The sequence below is a fragment of the Streptomyces sp. NPDC052064 genome, from assembly GCF_055585925.1.
This window is the reverse complement of sequence record NZ_JBVJJE010000013.1, coordinates 156261-180801: the sequence shown is the minus strand read 5'-3', so window position 1 is coordinate 180801 and position 24541 is coordinate 156261. Positions and strand designations below refer to the sequence as shown.

Annotated in this window: 17 protein-coding genes; 3 read left to right on the top strand and 14 right to left on the bottom strand. The window is 69.0% G+C overall.

Annotated elements, in window-relative coordinates:
- Positions 1-24: 24 nt before the first annotated feature.
- Complete coding sequence (locus ACZ6TU_RS31495) at positions 25-1041, bottom strand: PLL family lectin (RefSeq protein ID WP_467669245.1); 1017 nt, start codon at positions 1039-1041, stop codon at positions 25-27.
- A gap of 82 nt (positions 1042-1123) precedes the next feature.
- Here ACZ6TU_RS31495 and ACZ6TU_RS31490 point away from each other — a divergent pair, with 82 nt between their 5' ends.
- Positions 1124-1495 carry a PIN domain-containing protein gene (locus ACZ6TU_RS31490; RefSeq protein WP_467669244.1) on the top strand — a complete coding sequence of 124 codons (372 nt, stop codon included), beginning with the start codon at positions 1124-1126 and terminating at the stop codon, positions 1493-1495.
- A 222-nt stretch (positions 1496-1717) separates the two neighbouring features.
- On the opposite strand, the gene ACZ6TU_RS31485 is transcribed toward ACZ6TU_RS31490, so the two are convergent.
- The 10 genes from ACZ6TU_RS31485 to ACZ6TU_RS31440 form a co-directional block, all read right to left on the bottom strand.
- Complete coding sequence (locus ACZ6TU_RS31485) at positions 1718-3217, bottom strand: amino acid permease (RefSeq protein WP_467669242.1); 1500 nt, start codon at positions 3215-3217, stop codon at positions 1718-1720.
- 136 nt (positions 3218-3353) lie between these two features.
- Positions 3354-5321: a 1-deoxy-D-xylulose-5-phosphate synthase gene (gene dxs, locus ACZ6TU_RS31480; protein WP_467669240.1), complete on the bottom strand. Its 1968-nt coding sequence runs from the start codon at positions 5319-5321 to the stop codon at positions 3354-3356.
- Positions 5322-5561: 240 nt separating this feature from the next.
- Positions 5562-6863, bottom strand: a complete 1302-nt coding sequence (locus tag ACZ6TU_RS31475; protein ID WP_467669238.1) for a sugar ABC transporter permease — start codon at positions 6861-6863, stop codon at positions 5562-5564.
- The gene (locus ACZ6TU_RS31470) at positions 6860-7651 is read right to left on the bottom strand and encodes an ATP-binding cassette domain-containing protein (RefSeq protein WP_467669236.1); all 792 of its coding nucleotides are present in this window, start codon (positions 7649-7651) and stop codon (positions 6860-6862) included. The genes ACZ6TU_RS31475 and ACZ6TU_RS31470 overlap by 4 nt, the downstream gene beginning before the upstream one ends.
- Before the next feature lie 199 nt (positions 7652-7850).
- The gene (locus ACZ6TU_RS31465; protein WP_467670271.1) at positions 7851-8951 is read right to left on the bottom strand and encodes an ABC transporter substrate-binding protein; all 1101 of its coding nucleotides are present in this window, start codon (positions 8949-8951) and stop codon (positions 7851-7853) included.
- Between the two features lie 133 nt (positions 8952-9084).
- Positions 9085-10296 carry an ROK family transcriptional regulator gene (locus tag ACZ6TU_RS31460; protein WP_467670269.1) on the bottom strand — a complete coding sequence of 404 codons (1212 nt, stop codon included), beginning with the start codon at positions 10294-10296 and terminating at the stop codon, positions 9085-9087.
- A 304-nt stretch (positions 10297-10600) separates the two neighbouring features.
- Positions 10601-11524 (bottom strand): carbohydrate ABC transporter permease, encoded by a 924-nt coding sequence (locus ACZ6TU_RS31455; protein ID WP_467669234.1) that lies wholly within the window; start codon positions 11522-11524, stop codon positions 10601-10603.
- On the bottom strand, positions 11524-12450 hold the full coding sequence (locus ACZ6TU_RS31450) for a carbohydrate ABC transporter permease (RefSeq protein WP_467669232.1): 927 nt from the start codon (positions 12448-12450) through the stop codon (positions 11524-11526). Before ACZ6TU_RS31450 ends, ACZ6TU_RS31455 begins: the two co-directional genes overlap by 1 nt.
- Positions 12451-12491: 41 nt before the next feature.
- Entirely contained in the window at positions 12492-13946 is a 1455-nt protein-coding gene (ngcE, locus tag ACZ6TU_RS31445) for an N-acetylglucosamine/diacetylchitobiose ABC transporter substrate-binding protein (RefSeq protein WP_467669230.1), read from the bottom strand.
- 66 nt (positions 13947-14012) lie between these two features.
- Positions 14013-14225, bottom strand: coding sequence for a hypothetical protein (locus ACZ6TU_RS31440; RefSeq protein WP_469552368.1), 213 nt, complete (start codon positions 14223-14225; stop codon positions 14013-14015).
- A 191-nt stretch (positions 14226-14416) separates the two neighbouring features.
- Here ACZ6TU_RS31440 and ACZ6TU_RS31435 point away from each other — a divergent pair, with 191 nt between their 5' ends.
- Together ACZ6TU_RS31435 and ACZ6TU_RS31430 are read left to right on the top strand one after the other, a co-directional pair.
- The gene (locus ACZ6TU_RS31435) at positions 14417-18121 is read left to right on the top strand and encodes a GH92 family glycosyl hydrolase (RefSeq protein ID WP_469552458.1); all 3705 of its coding nucleotides are present in this window, start codon (positions 14417-14419) and stop codon (positions 18119-18121) included.
- A 20-nt stretch (positions 18122-18141) separates the two neighbouring features.
- Complete coding sequence (locus tag ACZ6TU_RS31430) at positions 18142-20142, top strand: alpha-glucuronidase (RefSeq protein ID WP_467669224.1); 2001 nt, start codon at positions 18142-18144, stop codon at positions 20140-20142.
- A 12-nt stretch (positions 20143-20154) separates the two neighbouring features.
- Here the strand turns inward: ACZ6TU_RS31430 and ACZ6TU_RS31425 are convergent, their stop codons facing one another.
- The 3 genes from ACZ6TU_RS31425 to ACZ6TU_RS31415 are packed head-to-tail and all read right to left on the bottom strand — an operon-like array spanning position 20155 to position 24538.
- On the bottom strand, positions 20155-22161 hold the full coding sequence (locus tag ACZ6TU_RS31425) for a beta-galactosidase (RefSeq protein ID WP_467669222.1): 2007 nt from the start codon (positions 22159-22161) through the stop codon (positions 20155-20157).
- Positions 22158-22886: a hypothetical protein gene (locus ACZ6TU_RS31420; protein ID WP_467669220.1), complete on the bottom strand. Its 729-nt coding sequence runs from the start codon at positions 22884-22886 to the stop codon at positions 22158-22160. The genes ACZ6TU_RS31425 and ACZ6TU_RS31420 overlap by 4 nt, the downstream gene beginning before the upstream one ends.
- Positions 22883-24538: an ABC transporter substrate-binding protein gene (locus ACZ6TU_RS31415; protein WP_469552366.1), complete on the bottom strand. Its 1656-nt coding sequence runs from the start codon at positions 24536-24538 to the stop codon at positions 22883-22885. Before ACZ6TU_RS31415 ends, ACZ6TU_RS31420 begins: the two co-directional genes overlap by 4 nt.
- Between the last annotated feature and the right edge of the window lie 3 nt (positions 24539-24541).

Sequence of the window (24541 nt, the reverse complement as noted above, 5' to 3'; positions counted from 1 at the left end):
GGCCGCGGCCGCCCAAACGGGGTGTCAGATCTCCCGCCAGGCCTCCAGCGCGAGCCCCGGCTCGTCCTTGCGGCGGGTGAGCAGCAGCTTCCCGGTCGACGGGGAGAGGGAGGCCGCGACGACCTCGTCGCGCTCGTCGAGCGCCAGCGACACCGTGGCGTCGGCGGGCAGTTGGGGGCCGGACTCGGCCCACCAGGCCCCGGCGGACTCCTGTTCGGTCGGATAGGCGGCGAAGGCTACCCGGCCACTCGACGACCGCTGGGCGAGCACGGTGCAGTCGTGCCCCTCGATCTCACAGCGCACGGCGGACACGGGCCCCGGTCCGGCGGAGGCGATGAGCGTCACCGGCTTCTCCCCCGGGCGCCAGGCGCACAGGTCGCCGGAGGTGTCCGTGAAGAAGAGGGTGGTGTGCTCGGCGGACGTGGCGATCGCGCGCAGAGTCCCCGGACGAACGGGCACGTCGACGCCCTCCCCCCGCACCGGAGTCCGGCCCGGCTCCTCCTGCCGCCAGTGCAGAATCCCGCCGGCTGCGGCGGCGTACACCTCGACCAGCCCCGACTCCCCCGTCACGGCGGCCAACTCCCCTTCCACGTCCTGCCCTTCGAGGTCCTGCCAGGGGCCCCAGCCGCCCTTCTCCTTCTGGTTGCGCAGGCTCACTCCGCCGCCCTTGTTCCGGACGAAGACATAGCCACGCCCCTGCGCGTCGACAGCGACGGCCGGTTCGCCCGTCCGGTCGCCCTTCTTGTCGGGGTGCCCGATCGGGACCCAGTCCAGGGGCGCGAGCCGGGGCCGGAAGTGGGTGGAGTGGACGAGTCCCGACTCGCCCGGCACGGTGGGCCGCCAGGCGGTCAGATGGGCGTAGCCGTCGGCACCCTGGCCGACCGCGACGCCCGGGTGCAGCTTCTGGGTGCCGCCGATGGTTCGGGGGGCGTCCCAGGAGCCGGCGGGGCCGCGTTCCGCGCGGCACAGGACGGCGTCGCCGGAGGGCAGGTAGACGGTGAGGCGGCCGTCGCGGCCGCGGATGAGCCAGTCGCCGTTCACCTGTTCACCTTACGCGGGCGGGACGGTCGGCCACCCCGCCCGCCCCCTGCCTGGCCGGGATCCGCCGTGCGACCCTGACCACATGAACAGCAACGCTCCCCTGCTTGTCGTCGTCGACGCCGCGAATGTCGTCGGGTCGGTGCCGGACGGTTGGTGGCGGGACCGGAAGGGGGCGGCGGAGCGGTTGCGGGACCGGTTGGCTTCGGACGGGGTGCCGGGTATGGACGGGCCGGTGGAGATCGTGCTCGTGGTGGAGGGGGCGGCGCGGGGGGTGGAGTCCGTGGCCGGGGTGCGGGTGGAGTCGGCGGTGGGCAGCGGGGACGATCACATCGTGGACGTGGTCGCGGGGGCGGGGGCGCGTCCGGTGCTGGTGGTCACGGCGGACCGGGAGCTGCGGAGGCGGGTCGGGGAGCTGGGGGCGGAGGTGGCGGGACCGCGGTCGGTACGGCCGTAGGGGCGGCGGGGTTTGCTGGGCCGGAGTGTTTCCCGACTCGGCGCCGCGGGGTGCTGCCGGCGGCTGTCCGGGGCGGGTGGGTGCGCAACCTGGCGGGCGGGGTGCCTACCCCAAGCTCTTCGAGCAGGGAGTGCCCCCAGCGCCCACCCGTGCCGCCCTGGGGGCACCTCCCAGGCCCTTAAGGCAACACAAGCACCCCGTCCAACCGCCGGAGGCCAGACGCTAGAGCGTCTGCTCCGGCCTTGTTTCCTCGCCCTTCGCCAGGCGGCTGTGGGTGCGGCCGTAGAGGAAGTACACGAAGAACCCGGCGGCCATCCAGATGCCGAACCGCACCCACGTCTCGGCGGGCAGGTTGATCATCAGCCACAGTGAGGCGCACACCGAGAGGATCGGGATGACCGGTACCCACGGCGTGCGGAACGCCCGGTGCAGGTCGGGGCGGGTCCTGCGGAGGACGAGCACACCGATGGCGACCACCACGAAGGCGAACAGCGTGCCGATGTTCACCAGGGCGGCGAGCTCCGTCAGCGGAGTGAAGCCGGCCAGGACCGCGATGACCACACCCAGCAGGATGGTCGGCCGGTGCGGAGTCCTGAACCGCGGGTGGACGCGCGAGAAGAAACGCGGCAGCAGCCCGTCACGGCTCATCGCGAAGAACACCCGGGTCTGCCCGAGGAGAAGGATCATGCAGACCGTCGTCAGGCCGACCGCGGCGCCGAAGCTGATGAAGCCCGCGAACCACGGATGCCCGGTGGCCTTGAACGCGTCGGCGAGCGGCGCGTCCACGGACAGCCGGGTGTAGTGCTGCATGCCGGTGACGACGATCGACACGAGAACGTACAGCGTGGTGCAGATCAGCAGGGATCCGAGAATGCCGCGCGGCATGTCGCGCTGCGGATTGCGGGTCTCCTCCGCCGCCGTGGCCACGATGTCGAAACCGATGAAGGCGAAGAAAACCACGGAGGCGGCGGTGAAGATGCCCATCACGCCGAAGTTGGAGGGCGCCCAGCCGAACATGAGCTGGATCAGCGGGGCATCGAGACTCTTCCCGGCCTCGACCGCCTTCTCCTTCGGGATGAACGGGTCGTAGTTGGACCCCTTGATGAGGAACGCACCCGCGACGATCACGACGAGGACGACCGTCACCTTGATGGCGACGACGAGCGACGTGATCCGCGCGGACAGCTTCATACCGAGCACGAGGATGCCGGTGAGGACGAGGACGAGCGCGGCGGCGAGGATGTCGAAGCCGAAGACGTCGGCACCGTCTCTGCTGCCCAGGGCCGCGGGCATCTCCCAGCCCGCGTTGGCCATGAGCGACTGGATGTAGCCGGACCAGCCGACGGCCACCACCGCCGTACCGAGCGCGAACTCCAGGACCAGGTCCCAGCCGATGATCCAGGCGGGCAGCTCACCGAGGGAGGCGTACGAGAACGTGTAGGCGGACCCGGCGACCGGGACCGTCGACGCGAACTCGGCGTAGCAGAGCGCGGCCAGCGCGCAGGCGACACCGGCCGCGACGAACGCCAGGGCCACCGCGGGGCCGGCGTTGTTCTTCGCGACTGTTCCGGTGAGGACGAAGATGCCGGTGCCGATGATCACGCCGACGCCGAAGACGGTCAGATCCAGCGCGGACAAGGATTTCTTGAGCGCGTGCTCTGGCTCCTCGGTGTCGAGGATGGACTGCTCGACCTTCTTCGTCCGGAAGAGGGTACTGCTCACGGGGTACCTCCCACGCTTGTCGTCCTCGACATGATCGAGAGGGGGCACCATCCGTATGCCCCGGCACGGACGCATTCACGCCAATGGGCCGGTTCCACCACCCTTCACGGTGGTCGAACCGGCCCATTCAGCGGCGTCAGTCGCGCGCGGGTTCCACGGAGTCGACGGCGTCGGCCGCGGAGTGCTCGGTGGGGGTCCCTCCGCTCGAGCGCAGCCGAGAGTGGGGGAGGCCGTCCAGCTTGGCGACCAGCCCGGTCACCTGGCGGGCGATGTCCGGCGCGGTGAGGCCGATCTCGGCCATGACCTCGGCGCGCGAGGCGTGGTCGAGGAAGCGCGGCGGGATGCCGAAGTCGCGCAGCGGCACGTCGACGCCCGCGTCGCGCAGCGCCTGCGCGATCGCCGATCCCACGCCGCCGACCCGGCTGTTGTCCTCGACGGTGACGACCACGCGGTGCCGCTCGGCGAGCGGCGCCATGGCCTCGTCGACGGGTTTGACCCAGCGCGGGTCGACGACGGTGGTGGAAATGCCCTGCTTGTCTAGGAGGCCGGCGATCTCCAGGCACATCGGCGCGAGGGCACCGACGGAGACCAGCAGCACGTCGGGCCGGTCGGTGCCGGGCTCGCGCAGCACGTCCATGCCGCCGACACGGCCCACGGCGGGAACGGCGGGACCGACGGCGCCCTTGGAGAAGCGGACCACGGTCGGCGCGTCGTCGACGGCGACGGCCTCCCTCAACTGCGCGCGGACCTGGTCGGCGTCACGCGGCGCGGCCAGCCGCAGCCCGGGCACGACCTGAAGGATCGACATGTCCCACATGCCGTTGTGGGACGCCCCGTCGGTGCCGGTGACACCGGCCCGGTCGAGAACGAAGGTCACCCCGCACTTGTGCAGGGCCACGTCCATCAGCACCTGGTCGAAGGCGCGGTTGAGGAAGGTGGCGTACACCGCGAACACCGGGTGCACTCCGCCCGTCGCCAGGCCCGCCGCGGACACGGCGCCGTGCTGCTCGGCGATGCCGACGTCGTAGACCCGCTCGGGGAACCGCTTGGCGAACTTGTCCAGGCCCACCGGCTGGAGCATGGCGGCGGTGATGGCGACGACGTCGTCGCGCTCCTCACCCAGCTTGACCATCTCCTCGCCGAACACGGACGTCCAGTCGGCGCCGGAGGAGGCGATGGGCAGGCCCGTGTCGGGGTGGATCTTGCCGACGGCGTGGAAGCGGTCCGCCTCGTCCTGGAGGGCGGGCTGGTAGCCGCGGCCCTTCTCGGTGAGGCAGTGCACGATGACCGGCCCGCCGAACCGCTTGGCCCGCGCGAGAGCGGACTCCAGGGCCTCCAGGTCGTGCCCGTCGATCGGGCCGACGTACTTCAGGCCGAGGTCCTCGAACATGCCCTGCGGGGCGATGAAGTCCTTCAGGCCCTTCTTGGCGCCGTGCAGGGTGCCGTAGAGCGGCCGCCCGACGACGGGGGTGCGCTCCAGCACCTCCTTGGTACGGGCGAGGAACCGCTCGTAGCCGTCCGTCGTCCGCAGCGTCGCGAGGTGGTTGGCGAGACCGCCGATCGTCGGTGCGTAGGACCGCTCGTTGTCGTTGACGACGATGACGAGGGGCCGGTCCTTGGCGTCGGCGATGTTGTTCAGCGCCTCCCAGGCCATGCCGCCGGTCAGCGCCCCGTCACCGATCACGGCGACGACGTGGCTGTCGCGCTCGAGGAGCTCGTTGGCCTTGGCGATGCCGTCGGCCCAGCCGAGGACGGTCGAGGCGTGCGAGTTCTCGATGATGTCGTGCTCGGACTCGGCCTGCGAGGGGTAGCCGGACAGGCCGCCCTTCATCTTCAGCTTGGAGAAGTCCTGGCGGCCGGTGAGCAGCTTGTGCACGTAGGACTGGTGACCGGTGTCCCAGAGCACCTTGTCCTTGGGCGATTCGAAGACCCGGTGCAGGGCGATGGTGAGCTCCACCACGCCGAGGTTGGGGCCGAGGTGACCGCCGGTCTTGGAGACCGCTTCGACAAGGAAGGTCCGGATCTCCTCCGCCAGCTGGTTCAGCTCCTCCAGGCTGAGCCGGTCCAGATCGCGCGGTCCCGTGATACGGGTCAGCAGCGGCACCCGTGCCTCCTTGCAGTAGAGCTGTTGCCGGGCTTGTCGAGTCTAATGTTCCGCCTTTGCGGGCGGCGCCGAGGCTGTGCGTCGTACGTCACGCGTTCGGCTGTACCCAACTTGTGCCACACCTACGACACAACTGTGCCCGGTGCCTCCAAGGGCACCGGGCACAGATTCTTTCAAAGGAGCGGAACTGCATCGCCACAAGGGGGCGATACCGGCCCCCACACACCGTCAGCCGAAGCGCTACGCCCGACCCGCGGTCTTCTGCGTCTTACGAGTCACCGCGTCGATCACAACCGTGGCCAACAGCACACCACCAGTGATCATGTACTGCACCGGAGATGCGATGCCCTCCAGGGCGAGCCCGTACTGGATCGACACGATCACCAGCACACCGAGCAGCGCGTTCCACGTACGTCCACGGCCACCGAACAGCGACGTACCGCCGATCACCGCGGCGGCGATCGCGTTCATCAGCAGGTCGCCCCCGCCGGCACCCTGGTTCGCCGCGGCGATCTTCGACGCGATGAACAGACCACCGACCGCCGCGAACGTCCCGGAGATCGCGAAGACCGAGATCCGGACCATCTCCACGTTGATACCGGCCCGGCGCGACGCCTCGACGCTGCCGCCGAGCGCGAACACCTTCCGCCCGTACGTCGTGCGCCGCAGCACGAAGTCCGTGACGAGCAGCACCACGATGAAGATCACCACGGCCAGCGGCAGGCCCTTGTACTGGTTGAAGACGATGGCGACGGCGAACGCGACGATCGCCAGCAGCACCGTCCGCACGATGGTCTCGCTCAGCGGCCGCGACGGCACACCCGCGGCCTCCCGGCGCCGGTTGCCGAGGAAGGAGCTGAGGAAGAACCCGGCGGTCACGACCGCGGCCAGCCCGTACGCGGCGGCCACGTCCGAGAAATAATAGCTGGTCAGCTGCGCCACGACCCCGTCCGGGTCGAGGTTGATCGTGCCGTTGTCGCCCAGGATCTGGAGCATGAAGCCGTTCCAGAACAGCAGTCCGGCCAGGGTGACGGCGAACGCCGGGACGCCGATCTTCGCGAAGAAGAAGCCGTGCAGCGCGCCGGCGACCGTGCCGGTGACGATGGCCAGCACGAAGGCGAGCCACTCGTTCATGCCGTTGGTGACGTTCAGCACGGCGAAGCTCGCACCCGCGACACCGCTGACCGAGCCGACCGACAGGTCGATCTCACCCAGCAGCAGCACGAACACGATGCCGACGGCGATCATGCCCGTGCCGACCATGGCGACGGACATGTCGGACAGGTTGCCCGCGGTGAGGAAGTTGGAGTTCAGGCTCTGGAAGATGATCCAGATGATCGCGAGGCCGACGACGACCGGGATGGAGCCCAGGTCGCCGGACTTCATCTTGCGCTTGAACTCGGTGACGTAGCCCGCGAGACCCTGCTCGCGCACCAGCAGCCGGGGGTCGACGACCGTGACGGCGGCCTTGGCCGCCTCGGGGTTCTCCACGACGTGGTCTTCGGGGGCTCCCGGAGTCGCGGAGGTCTTGTCGATACTCACTTGGAAACCTCCCCGTTCGTGCGCGCCGCACGGCGGGTCACGGCGTTTTCGGTGGCGCCGGTGATGGCGGAGATGATCTCTTCCTGCGAGGTCGACTTGACCTCGAAGATGCCGTTGTTACGCCCGAGGCGCAGTACGGCGACCTTGTCCGCGACGGCCTTGACGTCAGCCATGTTGTGGCTGATGAGGATCACGGCGTGGCCGCGCTCGCGCAGCCGCTCGACCAGGTCGAGGACCTGCGCGGTCTGCTCGACGCCGAGGGCGGCGGTGGGCTCGTCGAGGATGACCAGCTTGGGCTCGCCGAGCATGGACCGGGCGATGGCCACGGTCTGGCGCTGGCCGCCGGACAGCGAGGCGATCGGGATGCGCACGCTGGGGATGCGGATCGACAGCATGTCGAGCAGCTCGCGGGAGCGGCGCTCCATCTCCACCTCGTCCAGGACGCCGCGCTTGCGGATCTCCCGGCCCAGGTAGAGGTTGCCGACGACGTCGATGTTGTCGCACAGCGCGAGGTCCTGGTAGACGGTCGCGATGCCCAGGTTCTGGGCGTCGTGCGGCTTGTTGATCTGGACGGACCTGCCGTCCCATTCGATGACGCCCTCATCGATGGGGTGCACGCCGGCGATCGTCTTGACCAGCGTGGACTTTCCGGCTCCGTTGTCGCCGACCAGGGCGACCACCTCACCGGCGTGGACCTCAAGCTCTACTTCGGTGAGCGCCTGTACGGCACCGAACCGCTTGGAGACCCCGCGCAACGCCAGCACGGGCGTAGCGGACACGTGAACCATCTCCTTCGCCGCCTGACCCGGCGGGAGGTATGTACAGAAGGTTTGGCAGAGAGTGCGGGAGTGATCACTCCGGCGCCCCGCGGAGCTTGCGGGGCTGGTGTGGCGGGGCGCCGGAGGAACTCGGGGCAGCGGGTCCCGTACCGGGGTCACGGGAGTCCGGACGCGGACTCCCGTATCCCTCAGGGGACCTGACGACTGCTTACTTGAGACCGATCTTGTCGCAGGCGGCCTTGTACTTGCCGGTGCAGATCTCGCTCACGGTGTAGATGCCGTCCTTGATGACGGTGTCGTTGATGTTGTCCTTGGTCAGCGAGACGACCGGGACCAGGACGGAGGGGATGGCCTTGGTGGTCGGGCTGTCGACCTTGTCCTTCGCGATCGAGTCGAGCGACTTGCCCTGGGCGAGGGCGACGGCCATCTCGGCCGCGACGTCCGCCTCCTGCGGGTAAGGCTTGTAGACGCTCATGTACTGCTCACCGGTGACGATGCGCTGCACGCCGGAGAGTTCGGCGTCCTGGCCGGTGACCGGGATGTCGGCGATGCCGGCGGCCTTCAGGGCCGTGATGATGCCGCCCGCCATGCCGTCGTTGGCGGAGTAGACGCCGACGATCTTGTCCTTGCCGAGGGCGGAGATGGCGCCCTCCATGTTGGCGTTGGCGTTCTCCGGCTTCCACTCCTTGGTGTCGTACTCGCGGCCGATCTTCACCTTGCCGTCGAGGACGGAGTGCGCGCCCTTCTTGAACTGGGCGGCGTTCGGGTCGGTGGACGACCCGTTCATCATGACGATCTGGCCGTCCTTGGCCTTGGAGCCCAGGGCCTTGAGGAGGGCCTCGCCCTGGGTCTTGCCGACGGTCTCGTTGTCGAACGAGGTGTAGGCGTCGATCGGGCCCTCGGCCAGGCGGTCGTAGGCGACGACGGGGATGTTCGCGTCCTTGGCCTTCTTCACCGAGCCGGCGATGGCCTTGGAGTCCACCGCGTCCACGATCAGCACGTCGACCTTGTTGGTCACCATCGTGTCGACCTGCTGGTTCTGCGTGCTGGCGTCCTGCTTGGCGTTGGCGTAGACGACCTCGCCCTTGCCGCCGGTGAGTTCCTTGACCTTCTTCTCGATGAGCACCCGGTCGAACTTCTCGTAGCGGGCGGTCGCGTTCTCCGGAAGGAGCAGACCGACCTTGATGGCGTCGCCCTTCTTGGCGGACCCCGTGGAGTCGGCGTTGTCGCCGGACTCCTTGGCGCTGCCACAGGCAGCAAGCGAAACGGCCATCGCACCGGCCGCAATCGCAACGGCGGCGCGACGCATACGCGTGTTCACTTCAGAAACCTCCCTGACGAGGCCGCGACATTGCGGCCGAGGTGGCTGGAAGTCAACTCGGCCACACGTGCGACGTCAAGAAGTAAATCCTTAACGAGATGGCAACGGTGCCATCCGTTCTCTAAGTGAAGGCAGGGGTCGCCGCCTGCAGCGCCCCGACGGCGGTCCCGTCCAGAAGTGTTGAATCGCCCATCTCGCTGAGAGCCAGCGCGAGCGCTCCGAGCACCTCCGCACGGCCGCCGAGTGCCCCGGGGAGAACGGACAGCTGGCGTGCCGCGCTGGGGATGGCGTAGCGGCCCACGGACTCCCGGATCGGCCCGAGCACCAGCTCACCGGCCTCGGCGAGATCACCGCCGAGGACCACACGGCTCGGGTTCAGCAGGTTGCAGAGATTGGCGACTCCACTGCCGATGTGACGGCCGACGTCGGCGATCACCCGACGGCAGCCCGGGTCCCCGTCCCGCGCGAGCCGTACGACGCCTTCCATGGTCAGGTCGGTGCCGTGGCTGGACTGGAGGAGCGGGAGCACGTAGCGCGCGGCCGCGAAGGTCTCCAGGCAGCCGCGGTTTCCGCAGCGGCAGACGGGGCCGGATTCGTCGAGTGTAATATGTCCGATTTCTCCGGCGGTACCGCCCGGACCTCGGTAGATCTTGCCGTTGATCACAAGGCCCGCGCCGACACCGCTGGCGACCTTGATGTACGCCAGGTCGCGCACGCCGCGGCCGCTCCCCCAGACCATCTCGCCGAGGGCACCGAGGTTGGCGTCGTTGTCCACGTGCACCGGCACGCCGAGCCGCCCCCGCAGCTCCTCGGCGGGCCTGGTGCCGGTCCAGCCGGGCAGGATGGCGGTCGAGCCGAGGGTGCCGGACTCGACGTCGATGGGGCCGGGCACGCCGAGGCCGATGCCGGCGATCTTGGACCGGTCGACTCCGGTGGCTTCGATCAGCCGGCTGACCAGCTGTTCCGCCCGGTCGAAGCCCTGCGCCGAGGAGGCGTCCACGTCCAGCGGCTCGGACTCCTCGGCGAGCACCTGGTGAGCGAGGTTCCCGATCGCGACGCGCAGGTGGGTGTGGCCGAAGTCGACCCCTATGACGATCCCGGCGTCCCCGCTCAGCGACACGCTGCGGGCCCGGCGCCCTCCCGCCGACGTCGGCGTGACCTCGACGGTGCCGCCGTCCTTCAATTCCCGGACGATGTTGGACACCGTCGCCGCGGACAAACCCGTCGTCCGCGCGATCTCGGCCTGGGTGAGGGAGCCCGCCAGACGCACGGCTCGTACGACCCGCTCCAGGTTGGCTCGGTGCAGCGACGACTGCGACCCCGGAGTCTCCACGACGACCTCCTGCGCGCGGGGCCGCTTCGACGAGACCCCGTCCATGTCCAACTAGTGAACTCTAAGCTGAGCTGTTCGGGTTGCCTCTCGTCAAGAGGTTGAACCGTTTCCGCGCCCATGGACACAAGCGCTTACCCCGTCGGCGGGCCCGGGAGCGGCACGTGCGCGGCCTGTAGCGGAGCGCTACCGACCAGGCGGTACGGAAACGGCGAAACCCGGCCCGCCACAGGTCAGGCGGGCCGGGCCGGGCGGTGCCGAGGCCGCGGCGGAACAGTCGGCGGCGAGCGAGGGTGCGGTGGCCGTGTTACTTCAGCGCTCCCGCCGTCAGGCCCTGCACCACCTGTCGCTGGAAGATGATGTACGCGGCGAGCACCGGCAGCATAGCCATCACCAGGCCGGCGAAGAGGCCGGACCAGTCGCCCTTGTAGCCCTGGCTGACCGCCAGCTGGACGAGGCCCTGGGTGAGGACGCGCTTGTCGGGGTCGGTGTTGAGGACCGTGGGGAGCATGTACTGGTTCCACTGGCCCAGGAAGTTGAAGATGCCGACGCTGACCAGGCCCGGCTTGGCCATGGGCAGCATGATCTGGAAGAACGTACGGCTGTGCGAGGCGCCGTCGACGAAGGCCGCCTCCGCCACCGTCGTCGGCAGGGTCCGGAAGAACGCCGTCAGGAAGAACACCGTGAACGGCAGCGAGTAGGCGATGTAGACGAGGATCAGCCCGTGGATGGTGTTCAGCAGGCCCATGTTGTTCACGACGTAGAACAGCGGGACCAGCGCCAGCATGATCGGGAAGCTCATGCCGCCGATGAACAGGTAGTAGATGAACCGGTTGCCCGGGAAGTCGAAGCGGGCCAGGACGTAGGCCGCCATCGAGCCGAGCACCAGCGTGCCGATGAGCGAACCCCCCACCACCAGGACGGTGTTGAGGAAGTAGTCGCTCATGTTGGCCTCGGTCCACGCCCGCGACCAGTTGTCGAAGTGCAACGTGTCCGGCAGCGACCAGGGTGAGCTGAAGATGGACCGGTCGTCCTTGAAGGACGTCATCACCGCCCACAGCAGCGGCATGACCACCATGAACGCCCAGATGACGAGGATGCCGTGGGAGAAGGCGTTGAGGACGGTGCCTTCCTTCTTCTCCCTCGGCGGTGGGCCCGCCGGCGTGTCGGCCTTGGTGACGGGCGCACCGGACTCGGCCGGCACGGGCGCGGGGGTCTCCGTCGTCTTCATCAGTACTCCAGCCGCTCGCGGCGGCCCAGCCGCATCACCACGGCGGCGAAGGCCAGCGTGACGACGAGCAGGGCGACACCGATGGTGGTGGCGTAGGCGGCCTGCCCGTCACGGAACGCCTTCTGGTACACGTACAGGACCATGACGGTGGTCGAGTAGTCGGGACCGCCCGGCCCGGTCGTCATGATCTGCACGACCGCGAACGACTCGGCGCCCAGGGCGAGGATGCCCATGTAGACCCAGCCCGACTGCACGGTGTCCCAGAGCAGGGGCAGGGTGATGCGGAAGAACGTCGTGGCCCGGCCCGCCCCGTCCAGCAGTGCGGCCTCGTACATCTCCGCCGGGATGGAGGCCATACCGGCGGAGAAGAGGACCACGAAGAAGCCGACCGTGGACCAGACGAGCACCGCCATCACGGCCCACAGCGCGAGGTCGGGGTCGCCCAGCCACAGCGGCTGGACGCCGTCCAGCCCGATCCCGCGCAGGATCGAGTTGATCGCGCCGCTGTCCGGGTTGTACGCGAACGCGAACAGCAGCGCGATGATGGCGATGGACAGCACCTGCGGGAAGAAGTAGACGATCTTGTAGAAGGAGGAGCCCCGGACACCGGAGACGACCGGGCCGTTCTTCCTCTTTCTGCCACCGACATTGATCATGAAGGCGAAGAACAACGCCAGGCTGATCGTCACGACCGGCAGCAGGAGCGCGAACAGCAGGCTGTGCTGCAACGACTTCCAGAAGATCTCGTCGTCGAGCATCCGGCTGTAGTTGTCGAAACCGACCATCTTGAATTCGGGGCTCAGGCCGGTCCAGTCCGTGAACGAGTAGTAGATGGACTGGATGAACGGCCAGACCACGAAGAGCGCGTACAGTCCCAGGGGCAGCGCGAGGAAGCCCACGATGAACCGGTACTTGCCGTGCTGCATCGCCACTCCGGTGCCGTTGCGGAAAAAAGAGTCCGGTGCCGTTACTGGTGCTTGTAGTGCTTGATCGAGGAGTCCTTGGCGGTCTCGTCGGCGAAGCCCTGGATTTTCTTGACGGCCTCGGCCGGGGTGAGGCGGCCGGCCATCATCTCGCCCAGGCCGGACACGCCGATCTTCTCCTTCTGCAACTGCACGTACCAGTCCTGGAGACGGGGATTCACCACGTTGTCCCCGGCCTTGTCCAGCGCCGCGACACCCGACTTCAGACCCGGCGTGAGGGTGATTCCGTCGGTACCGCCGTTGTACGCGGTCAGCGACTTCACCTTGCTGGTGAAGTTCTTCGAGGACGCCTCACTGAGCATGATGCGCAGCTGCTCCATGCCGCCCTCGGCGTTCTTCGCCTTGGACGGGACGATGAAGGGCTCGCCGCCGGAGGCCCAGATGGTGCCGAAGGGCAGCTTGTCGGAGGAGTCGAGTCCGGTGGGCGCGGAGACGGACACGCCGAAGTCCTTCGGGATGACGTTGGCCGACTCGTTCTCCACCCAGGAGCCGTTCGGGATGAACAGCGCCTTGCCCTGAGCCCACGCGGTCTGCGACTGGATGTGGTCCAGGCCCGGGGTGCCCTTGAGGACATAGCCCTTCCTGTAGAGCTCGTAGTACGCCTCGAAGCAGGCCTTGACGGCCGGGTGCTTCCAGGCGTTCGGCTCCAGGTTGTCGATGGCGTCGAGCACCTCGGCGCCTCCGACCTTGGCGATCATCGGGTAGAGCGAGAAGGGGAGGTAGTACGGGTACTTGCCCGCGTACGTCCAGCCCGCCATGCCCTTCTTCTTGGCCTTCTCGCAGACCGCGAGCATCTGGTCCCACGTCTCGGGGTACTGCTCGTCGAGCGAGTCCAGGGCCTTCTGCGAGTACCAGACGCCGTACACCGTGTAGGCGTAGTACATGATCCAGACCGGGTCGCCGTCGAGCTGGCCCATCTCCACGATGCCGGGGCGCAGCGTGTCGCGGACCTTCTTGTCCGGGTCGTCGTAGGACGGGGCGTCCAGCAGCGGAGTGAGGTCGGTGAGCTGCTTCTTTCCGGCCAGGATGCCCATGTCCATCTGCTCGGCGCCGGAGTTGTCGATGAGGTCCGGCGGGGTGCCTTGGTTGAAGCGGGGCTGGAGGACGGACTGGATCTTCTGCGTGGCGGAGAACTTCACCTTCACCTTGGGGAAGTTCTTCTCGTAGATCTTCACGGCGTCCTCGGCGTACTCCTTGCCGAAACCGCCGTCGAACAGGACGAATTCCATGCCCGCTGTGTCGTTGACGCCGAGCGGGTTCTTCGCGGTCTTCTTGCCGGCCTTGGCCTTGTCCCCGCTGTCGTCGCCGCCGCTGCTGGCGCAGGCGGACAGGAAGCTCATCGTGGGGACGGAGATCAGCCCGAGCGCGGCGGACCTTTTGATCAGATCACGGCGGCCGACACCCTCGGCGCCGCGGTTCTCGGCGGAAGTGGATCCCATGCTCAAGTCCTCGCCTTCTCCAGGACTCAGGCGGTGAACCGGATCCTTCCCGGCACCGCGATCGGGTCAAGCTGGGTCGTGCAGGAAAGTGCGGGTGGTGACGTGCGGATCGTGTGGATCCTGTGAATCGCCCGACAGGTATAGTCCACTTCCCGTCAGCCGATCAAGATCGAACACAAGGTTGGCGGTGGGTCTTATCCGAGTTGAGACCTCGCGGAAAGTCGAGCGCTCCGCCTGTTCCTCGGCGGAAAAATCCCGGTCGTCACCCTCGAATGCCACAACCAACACCCTTGACACTCCCCGGCACTTGGGCAACTACTGGTCCTTGCGCCTCGAAGTTGACAACGTTGTCCACTGCGCAGGGAGGGTACCCGTAGATGCAGCGAAAAGCTCGGTACAGACGGGGTTCGGCGGTCGTGTCGGCGACCGCTTTCGCTTTGGTCCTGGGGTCCTAGGGCGTTGCGGTCGCACTGCCCGAAGCCCCCGAGAGGGCCGACCGGAGGTTCGCGTCCTCCTTCGAGGCGGAGGACCCGGTTCCGGACTGGCTGAACACCGTCGACACCAGCCCCGACGGCAGCAAACGCGCCTCGGGCGTCGACGGCGGCTACAGCAGCGGCATACCGGGCAACGTGACCGACCACGTCACGGACGTCCGGGCCGGCGGTGAGAACACGGGCGCGGGCGAGGTGAAGGAGAACCTCGTCGACGGCGAGCCGAGCACCAAGTGGCTCACCTTCGAGCCCACCGGCTGGGCGGAGTTCGACCTGGACAAGCCAGTCGAATTACTGCGATACGCGTTGACGTCGGCCAACGACCACGACGAGCGCGACCCGAAGGACTGGACCCTGAAGGGCTCCACCGACGGCAAGGGCTGGAAGACGCTCGACACCCGCTCCGGGGAGTCCTTCTCCGAACGGTTCCAGACGAAGACGTACGACCTGGCGGAACCGGCCGAGTACCGGCACTTCCGGCTCGACGTCACCGGCAACAACGGCGGTGCCCTCCTCCAGCTCGCCGACGTGCAGTTCTCCACGGGTGACAGTGACGGACCCGTCCCGCAGGACATGCTCTCCCTCGTCGACCGCGGCCCGAGCGGCTCCCCCACCGCCAAGGCGGGCGCCGGGTTCACCGGAAAGCGCGCCCTGCGTTACGCCGGCCGGCACACCGCCGACGGGCGGGCGTACTCGTACAACAAGGTCTTCGACGTGAACGTGGCCGTCGGCAGGGACACTCGGCTGTCGTACCGGATCTTCCCGTCCATGGCGGACGGCGACCTCGACTACGACGCGACGAACGTCTCCGTCGACCTCGCCTTCACCGACGGCACCTATCTGAGCGACCTCAGGGCGACGGACCAGCACGGCTTCCCGCTGACCCCGCGGGGGCAGGGCGCGGCGAAGGTCCTCTACGTCAACCAGTGGAACAACGTGGCCGCGCGGATCGGGTCGGTGGCGGCCGGGAGGACCGTCGACCGGATCCTGGTGGCGTACGACTCCCCCGAGGGCCCGGCGAAGTTCCGGGGCTGGCTGGACGACGTGACCATCGAGTCCGTAGTTCCCGAGCGGCCGAAGGCGCATCCGTCCGACCACGCGGTGACGACGCGCGGCACCAACTCCAGCGGCGGCTTCTCACGGGGCAACAACTTCCCGGCGACGGCGGTGCCGCACGGGTTCAACTTCTGGACGCCGGTGACCAACGCGGGCTCGCTGAGCTGGCTGTACGACTACGCACGCGCGAACAACGCGGACAACCTGCCGACGATCCAGGCGTTCAGCGCGAGTCACGAGCCGAGTCCGTGGATGGGTGACCGGCAGACCTTCCAGGTGATGCCGTCGGCCGCCCCCGGCACTCCGGACACCGGCCGTGAGGCCCGGGAGCTGGCTTTCCGGCACGAGAACGAGACCGCGCGGCCGTACTACTACGGGGTGCGGTTCGAGAACGGGCTGAAGGCGGAGATGGCGCCGACGGACCACGCGGCGGCTCTGCGCTTCACCTACCCCGGCGACGACGCGAGCGTCCTCTTCGACAACGTGACCGACCAGGCGGGACTGACCCTCGACCAGGAGAACGGCGTTGTCACGGGCTACTCGGACGTGAAGTCCGGGCTGTCGACGGGGGCGACCCGGCTGTTCGTGTACGGCGTGTTCGACAAGCCGGTGACCGACGGCTCCTCCAGCGGCGTGAAGGGCTACCTCCGCTTCAAGGCCGACGACCGGACCGTCACCCTGCGCCTGGCGACCTCGCTCATCAGCGTCGACCAGGCCAAGGACAACCTCCGCCAGGAGATCCCGGACGGCACCTCCTTCGAGGCGGTGAAGCGGAGCGCCCAGCGGCAGTGGGACCAGCTGCTCGGCAAGGTGGAGGTCGAGGGCGCGACCCCCGACCAGCTGACGACGCTGTACTCCAGCCTGTACCGGCTCTACCTGTACCCGAACTCCGGTTTCGAGAAGGCCGGCGGGAAACACCAGTACGCCTCGCCCTTCTCCCCCATGCCGAACCCGGACACCCCGACGCACACCGGCGCGAAGATCGTCGACGGCAAGGTGTACGTCAACAACGGCTTCTGGGACACCTACCGGACGACCTGGCCGGCGTACTCGTTCCTCACGCCCAGCAGGGCGGGCGAGCTGGTCGACGGGTTCGTGCAGCAGTACGAGGACGGCGGCTGGACCTCGCGCTGGTCCTCCCCCGGCTACGCGGACCTCATGACCGGCACGTCCTCGGACGTGGCGTTCGCGGACGCGTACGTCAAGGGCGTCGGCTTCGACGCGAAGGCGGCGTACGACGCGGCCGTGAAGAACGCGACGGTCGTGCCCCCGAACTCGGGCGTCGGCCGCAAGGGCATGGCCACCTCCCCCTTCCTCGGCTACACGAGCACCGAGACCCACGAGGGCCTGTCCTGGGCGCTGGAGGGCTGCCTCAACGACTACGGCATCGCCCGCATGGGCCAAAAGCTCTACGAGGAGACCGGCGAGCGGCGCTACAAGGACGAGTCGGAGTACTTCCTGAACCGCGCCCGCGACTACGTGAACCTCTTCGATCCGAAGGCCGGTTTCTTCCAGGGCCGGGACGCGAAGGGCGACTGGCGGGTCGAGTCCCCGACGTACGACCCGCGCGTGTGGGGCCACGACTACACCGAGACCAACGGCTGGGGGTACGCCTTCACCGCACCGCAGGACAGCCGGGGCCTGGCCAACCTGTACGGCGGCCGGAAGGGGTTGGGCGACAAGCTCGACGAGTACTTCGCCACGCCCGAGACCGCCTCCCCCGAGTTCGTCGGCTCGTACGGCGGTGTCATCCACGAGATGACCGAGGCGCGGGACGTGCGGATGGGCATGTACGGGCACTCCAACCAGGTCGCCCACCACGCGATCTACATGTACGACGCGGCCGGGCAACCCTGGAAGGCGCAGGAGAAGGTCCGCGAGGTGCTGTCGCGGCTCTACACCGGCAGCGAGATCGGCCAGGGGTATCACGGCGACGAGGACAACGGCGAGCAGTCGGCCTGGTACCTGTTCTCCGCGCTCGGCTTCTACCCCCTGGTGATGGGCAGCGGCGAGTACGCGATCGGCTCCCCGCTGTTCAGGAAGGCGACCGTGCGTCTGGAGAACGGGCGCGAGCTGGTGGTGAAGGCGCCGGAGAACAGCGCGCGGAACGTGTACGTGCAGGGGCTGAAGGTCAACGGCCGGACGTGGACGAAGACCTCGCTGCCCCACTCGCTGATCGCCAAGGGCGGTGTGCTGGAGTTCGACATGGGTCCGCGGCCGTCGTCCTGGGGCACGGGCAGGCACGCGGCACCGGTGTCGATCACGCAGGACGACGAGGTGCCGACGCCCCGCGCGGACCTGCTCGATGGTGAGGGCGCCCTCTTCGACGACACGTCGGCGACGGACGCGGCGGCGACGTCCGTGGACCTGCCGGTCCCCGAGCGCGCCGAGGCGGTCCAGTACACGCTGACGTCGTCGACGGACCGGGCGAAGGCACCGGCCGGCTGGACGCTCCAGGGCTCGTCCGACGGCACGACCTGGCGGACGCTGGACCAGCGCTCCGGGGAGTCCTTCGCCTGGGACAGACAGACCCGCGCGTTCGGCGTGAGGTCACCGGGTACGTACGAGAAGTACCGCCTGGTCCTCGACGGCGAGGGCACGCTGGCGGAGGTCGAACTGCTCGCCTGAGCAGCCGAGTTGGGGGTCTGATGCCGCTTCCCGTGCCCATCCTGCCCGAGGGTGTCGACCCGGCCTGGCTGCCGCCCGCCGCCTTCCGGGCGGTCGGCGGTCGGCGGACGCTGATCCGTGGATCGGGTCCTCTGGTGGAGACGGTGCACGGGGAGGTGGCGGAGGCCTGCCGGCGGTTCGGGGGCCGGGTCGTGCGCGACGCCCAGCCGGGCGATGCCGCGTACGACCTGATCCTCGGCCTCGGTGCCGACGGCCTCGGCGAAGAGGGCCCCGGCGACGAGGGTTTCACATCCGCGCGTGAGGGCGGAACGACGACCGTCACCGCCTCCGGCGGACGAGGGCTGCTGTACGGGCTGTTCCACGTCGTACGGCTCGGCGAGGCGGCGTTCACCGGTGCGTGGGCGCGCAAGACGCATCGCCCCGCACTCGCCCTGCGCATGCTCGACCACTGGGACAACGTCGCCGTGCACCCGGTCATGGGCCAGGTGGAGCGCGGGTACGCGGGCGGCTCGCTGTTCTGGGAGGACGGGCGGGCGCGCGGCGACCTGGAGCGGGTGCGGGCCTACGGCAGGCTGCTGGCGGCCTGCGGGATCAACGCGGTCGCCGTCAACAACGTCAACGTGCACGAGACCGAGGCGCACCTGCTGACCGACCGGATCGGCGAAGTGGCCGCCATCGCCGATGTGTTGCGGCCCTATGGGGTCCGCACACACCTGTCCGTGTCCTTCGCCGCACCGGTGGTGCTCGGTGGACTTCCCACGGCCGATCCGCTCGACGAGGCGGTGCGCGGCTGGTGGGCCACGGCGACACGACGGGTGTACGAGGCGATCCCCGACTTCGGCGGGTACGTCGTGAAGGCCGATTCGGAGGGCCAGCCGGGCCCGTTCGCCTACGGCCGCAGTCACGCGGACGGAGCGAACATGCTGGCCGCCTCTCTCGAACCGTACGGCGGCATCGTCCACTGGCGGGCGTTCGTCTACGACCACCGCCAGGACTGGCGGGACCGCACGACGGACCGGGCCCGGGCCGCGTACGACCACTTCGTGCCGCTGGACGGCGAGTTCGCGCCGAACGCCGTACTCCAGGTGAAGCACGGGCCGATGGACTTCCAGGTGCGCGAGCCGGTCTCGCCGCTGATCGGCGCTGTGCCGCGCACCCGGCTGGCGGTGGAGTTGCAGGTCACCCAGGAGTACACCGGGCAGCAGCGGCACGTCTGCTGGCTGGCGCCGATGTGGAGCGAGGTGCTGCGGTTCCGGCACGAACCGGAGTCGTCCGTGGGGGAACGGGCGCGCGGCGGGCTGGTCGCCGTGTCCAACGCCGGCGACGATCCGTTCTGGACCGGGCATCCCCTCGCCCAGGCCAACCTGTACACCTTCGGACGGCTGGCCTGGCGGCCGGACGCCGAACCGCGTGAGGTGCTCGACGAGTGGATCGGGCTCACCTTCCCGGAGGCCTCGGAGCGCTTGTCCGACGGGCTGCACGCGGTGCTCGACGGCTCGTGGCGGACGTACGAGAAGCACACCGCTCCCCTGGGCGTGGGATGGATGGTGCAGCCGGGCCACCACTACGGGCCGAGCGTCGACGGCTACGAGTACAGCCCCTGGGGCACCTACCACTTCGCCGACCGGGACGGCATCGGGGTCGACCGCAGTGTGGCGAGCGGGACCGGGTACGCCGGGCAGTACGCCAAGCCGTGGGCCGAACTGTACGAGTCGCCGGACACCTGCCCCGACGAGCTGCTGCTGTTCTTCCACCATGTGCCGTACGGGCATCTGCTGAAGAGCGGGACGACCGTGATCCAGCACATCTACGACACGCACTTCGAGGGGGTGGAGGAGGTCGAGGAGGCCCGCCGGGTGTGGGCGGGTCTGGCGGACCTGGTCGAGCCGGGGCGTCACGCGCGGGTGGCGGAGCGGTACGAGGAGCAGCTCCGCAGCGCCCGTGAGTGGCGTGACCAGGTCAACAGCTACTTCTTCCGCAAGTCGGGGGTGCCGGACGAGCGGGGGCGCCGGATCTTCTGAGAGATCGCGGTTCTACTGAAGGATCGCGACGCCCAGAGGGTCGATGACCAGGGGGTCGCCCTGCTCGACCCGCTTGCCGGTGAGCAGGTCGGTGGCGGTGGCGGTGGCCGTCAGGTGGGCCGGTTCGGGGGCGTGGTTGAGGAGGAAGAGCAGGCGGGTGCCGTCGGGGGCGACTCGGGTCGCCGTCTCCACCCTGGGGTGGTCGGCGTAGGGGCCGAGCAGGTCGTGGCGGGCCAGGACCCGGCGGACGACCTGGTCGACGCCCGGCTGGTCGAGGGCGGTGGCGACGTACCAGCCCTCGCCGTCACCGAATCGGTTGCGGGTGACGGCGGGGGTGCCGGCGTAGAAGTCGGTGCCGTAGGTGGCGACCGGTTCGGCACCGCGTGGCAGCACGATCTCGAAGACGAGCCGTGCCTCGGCCGGCAGCTCGGGGACGGGCTGCGTGAACTCCGGCTGACGGGCGTCCCATTCGTCGACGCGGATGCCCATCAGCGGCGCGAGCGGGCCGGGGACGTCGGCGAGGAAGGCGCGGTCGTGCTCGTCGACCCTGCCGGAGAGGAAGGTGGCCAGGACCGTGCCGCCGCGTGCGGCCACCGCTTCGAGGCGGGTGGCGAGGTCGCCCTTGACCATGTGCAGGGCGGGGGCGAGCACCACGTCGTAGGGCGTGAGGTCGGCGGTCTGCGGGATCACGTCCACGTCGGCGCCGGCCTCGCGGGCGGCCCGGTAGTAGGCGTGGACCACGTCCGGGTACTTGACCAGCCGGGACGGTCCGTCGGAGATCTCCAGGGCCCACCAGCTGTCCCAGTCGAAGAGGAGGGCGGTGCGGGCCGGGGTGCGGGCGCCGAGGGTCCGGTCGCCCAGGGATTCCAGCTCCCGGCCCAGTTCGGCTACTTCGCGGAAGACACGGGTGTCGTCGCGGCCCGAGTGGCCGATGACCGCCCCGTGGTACTTCTCGCAGGCGCCCCGTGAGGCGCGCATCTGGAAGTAGAGGGCGGCGTCCGCGCCGTGGGCGATGGCCTGGAAGGTGGCGAGGCGGAGCTCTCCGGGCCGCCGGAGCGGGTTGACGTCCCGGCAGGCCGTCGTCGACGGCGTCTGCTCCATCAGCCAGAAGGGGGCGCCGTCCTTCAGGCCGCGCATCAGGTCGTGGGCGAGGGCGGGCCGGGTCGGCGGGGCGTCGAGAGGCGGGTAGTTGTCCCAGGAGGCGAAGTCGAGGTGGGGTGCCCAGCGGTGGTAGTCGAGGGGGCGAAAGGTGCCCATGAAGTTGGTGGTGACGGGGGTGTCCGGGTCGTGGGCGCGGATCACCTCCTTCTCGGCCAGGAAGCAGCCGAGGAGGGCGTCGGTGGTGAAGCGGAACCAGTCGAGGGTGATGCCCTGGAAGGCGGTGTGGTCGGGGCCGCGCCAGTGCTCGGTGAGGGCGTTCGGCGGCTCGATCTGGTCCCAGTCGGTGTAGCGGTGCGACCAGAAGGTGGTCCACCAGGCGTCGTTGAGGGTGTCGAGGGTGCCGTGCCGGTCGCGGAGCCACTCGCGGAACGCCTCGGCGCACAGCTCGCAGTAACAGGCGCCGCCGTACTCGTTGTTGATGTGCCAGGCGAGCAGAGCGGGGTGGTCGGCGTACCGCTCGGCGAGGCGGGAGGCCAGCGCGGTGGCGTGCTCGCGGTACGCCGGTGAGCTGGGGCAGAAGTTGTGGCGCTGGCCGTAGCGGTGGCGGCGGCCCTCGAAGTCGGTGCGGTTGACCTCGGGGTGCCGCTTGGCGAGCCAGGGCGGGAGGGCGGCGGTGCCGGTGGCCAGACAGACCTGGCGGTTCTCTGTGGCGGCACGGTCGAGGACGCGGTCCAGGACAGTGAAGTCGTAGGTGTCCGGGGCCGGTTGGGTGAGGGACCAGGTGAAGACTCCGACGGTCAGGGTGTCGATGCCGGCCCGCGTGAACAGGCGGTGGTCGTCGTCCCGGACGGTCCCGGGCCACTGCTCGGGGTTGTAGTCACCGCCGTACGGGATCTTCGGCGTGCGGGGCGCGGTCATGCCGTGAACTCCTCGCGGGTCTCGGTGATCACCGTGCGGCTGCCGTGCAGCAGGGACAGCAGCAGCGGGGCGGCCAGCAGGGCGGCCACGGCCTCGGTCAGCAGGGTGGTCAGCGCGGCCGCCAGGACGAGCAGGGAGGCGGCGGCGAGGGTGGCGCGGCCGTGCCGGAAGAGGAAGTACCCGGCGAGGCGGGCGGTGTCCCGGGCGCGGAAGGTGAACAGCGAGGTGAGGACGAGGGCGTGCGCGCCCCAGAGGAGGGAGCCGGCGCCGATCGCCGCGAGCAGCAGCGCCCACCAGCCGGGCAGTCCGGTGGCGGAGAAGTGGGTGAGGGTGAAGGCGATGACCGTCAGCCAGGCCAGCAGGGGTGTCCACAGCTTCAGCGCCGGTAGGGCGTTGAGCCGCCAGCCGCGCAGGAAGGCGCGGGCCGGGTGCAGTTCGGTGAGGTCGCGGCTGCGGTGGTGGAGGGCGTAGAGCGCGGCGGACAGGGCCGGTCCGAGGGGCAGCAGGCACAGGGCCGCGAGGGGGAGGTTGGCGGGGTCGGGGCCGAGCAGGAGCAGTCCGGCCAGACCCGGGGAGGCGGCGAGGAGCAGCAGTGCCTCGACGGTGAGGAGGGTGTGGGTCAGGGCGGAGGCGCGGGAGAGGGCTCCGGTGCCGAAGTCGGAGGTGTGTACGGTAGCTCGTCGACCTGCACAAGCTCCGGTGCCGGAGTCGGGGAAGCGGATCACCCGTTCTCCTTCTTGAACCGCTCGTAGGCCTTGTTGTGCAGGTCGACGAGCTGCTGCATGTTCTTCGACTTCAGTTCGGCGAGGTGGGCGTTCCATTCGGACAGCGGCCGTTTGCCGAGGACGAACTGGAGGGTGTTCTGGATGACGGTGTCCTTGAGCGGGGTGTCCCAGAGGGTCGCCTGTTCCTGCTCGAAGGACTGGAGCGGGTGGGCCGGGTCGATGGGCAGTTGCTCGCGTTGGGACATGGCGTCCTGGAACTTCTTCTCGTCCGGGCTGAACGAGGAGGAGACCAGGGCCCAGCTGCCGCCGTAGGTGAAGACGCCGTTGAAGAAGCCGTAGTCCTTCTGGAGGTCCTTCGGGGCGTCCGGGTCGGAGCCCATGAGGGTGATTCCGGGCTTCAGCTGGGGCTGCCCGCCGGACTCGGTGTAGGTGACGCCCTCGACGCCCCACTTGCAGAACTTCTGGCCCTCGTCCGAGTACCAGAGCCAGTCGAGGAACTGCATCATCGCGACGAAGCTGTCGCTCTTGAGGGCCTTGCTCGAGACCATGACGCCGTTCTCCAGGCGGGTGCCGCCGAGCACCACCGGGCCGGCCGGACCGAGGGGCACCGGCACCATTTCGATCTTGGCCCCGTCGACCTGCTTCTCCAGGTTGTAGCGGTAGTTCTGCACCAGTTCCTGGGGGTTGGCGCTGATCGCGTAGGACTTCTCGGCGAGCAGCTTCTGCACGGCCTGGTCGTCGGTCTGGCTGAAGCTTTCGGGGTCCATGAGCTTCTCGGCGACAAGCTTGCGCAGGTACTCGACCATCTGACGGTAGGCGTCCTGGGCGCCGGTGAAGACGAACTTCTGCGCCTTGTGGTCGAAGCTGATGTTGTCGTACGACCACCCGGCCCGGACGCCGAAGGCCTGGCCGAGGTAGCCGAACAGGGCGCCGCAGGGGAACGGGGTGTTGGTGCTCCAGCGATCGGAGAAGGGGTACGTGCCGGGGTACTCCCCCTTGAGTGCCTTCAGGACGTCGTACACCTCGTCCCAGCTGGTGGGAAGGCTCAGGCCGTGCTGGTCGAGGACGTCCGTGCGGAAGGAGAGCGAGTAGCCGGACTTGACCTTCTCGTGCAGGCCGGGCAGCAGGTAGTACTTGCCGTCGGACTGGCGGATCGAGTCGAGCTCGGGCTCCAGCTTCCACTTGCGCGCCTTGTCGCGGAAGTTGGGCATCAGGTGCACGTAGTCGCTGACCGCGAGGATCGCGCCCGACGAGACGAAGGCGACCTCGGAGGGGTGGTACGTCTTGGGGATCAGGAACGGGGCGTCGCCCGCGCCGATGAGGACGCTGCGCTTCTTCTCGTAGTCGGCAAGCGGGACGTCGACCGGTTTGAGGGTCACGCCGGTGCGCTTGGTGAGTTCCTTCCAGAACAGCCAGCCGTCCTTCATCGGGTAGACCGGGTTGTTGTTGTGCAGCACCGAGAAGGACAGCGGCTTGGCCGCCTTGAACTGCTGCCCGGCCCGGTAGTTCTTCATCGCCCCGTTCTGTTTCTTCGACAGGTCCTTGCCGTCCCCGCCGTCGTCTCCGCTGCCGCAGCCGGTGACCGTGGCGAGACCGATGAAGCCGGCGGCGGCGAGTATCTGGCGCCGCGACAGCTGTCCTGCGTTCTTCACGGA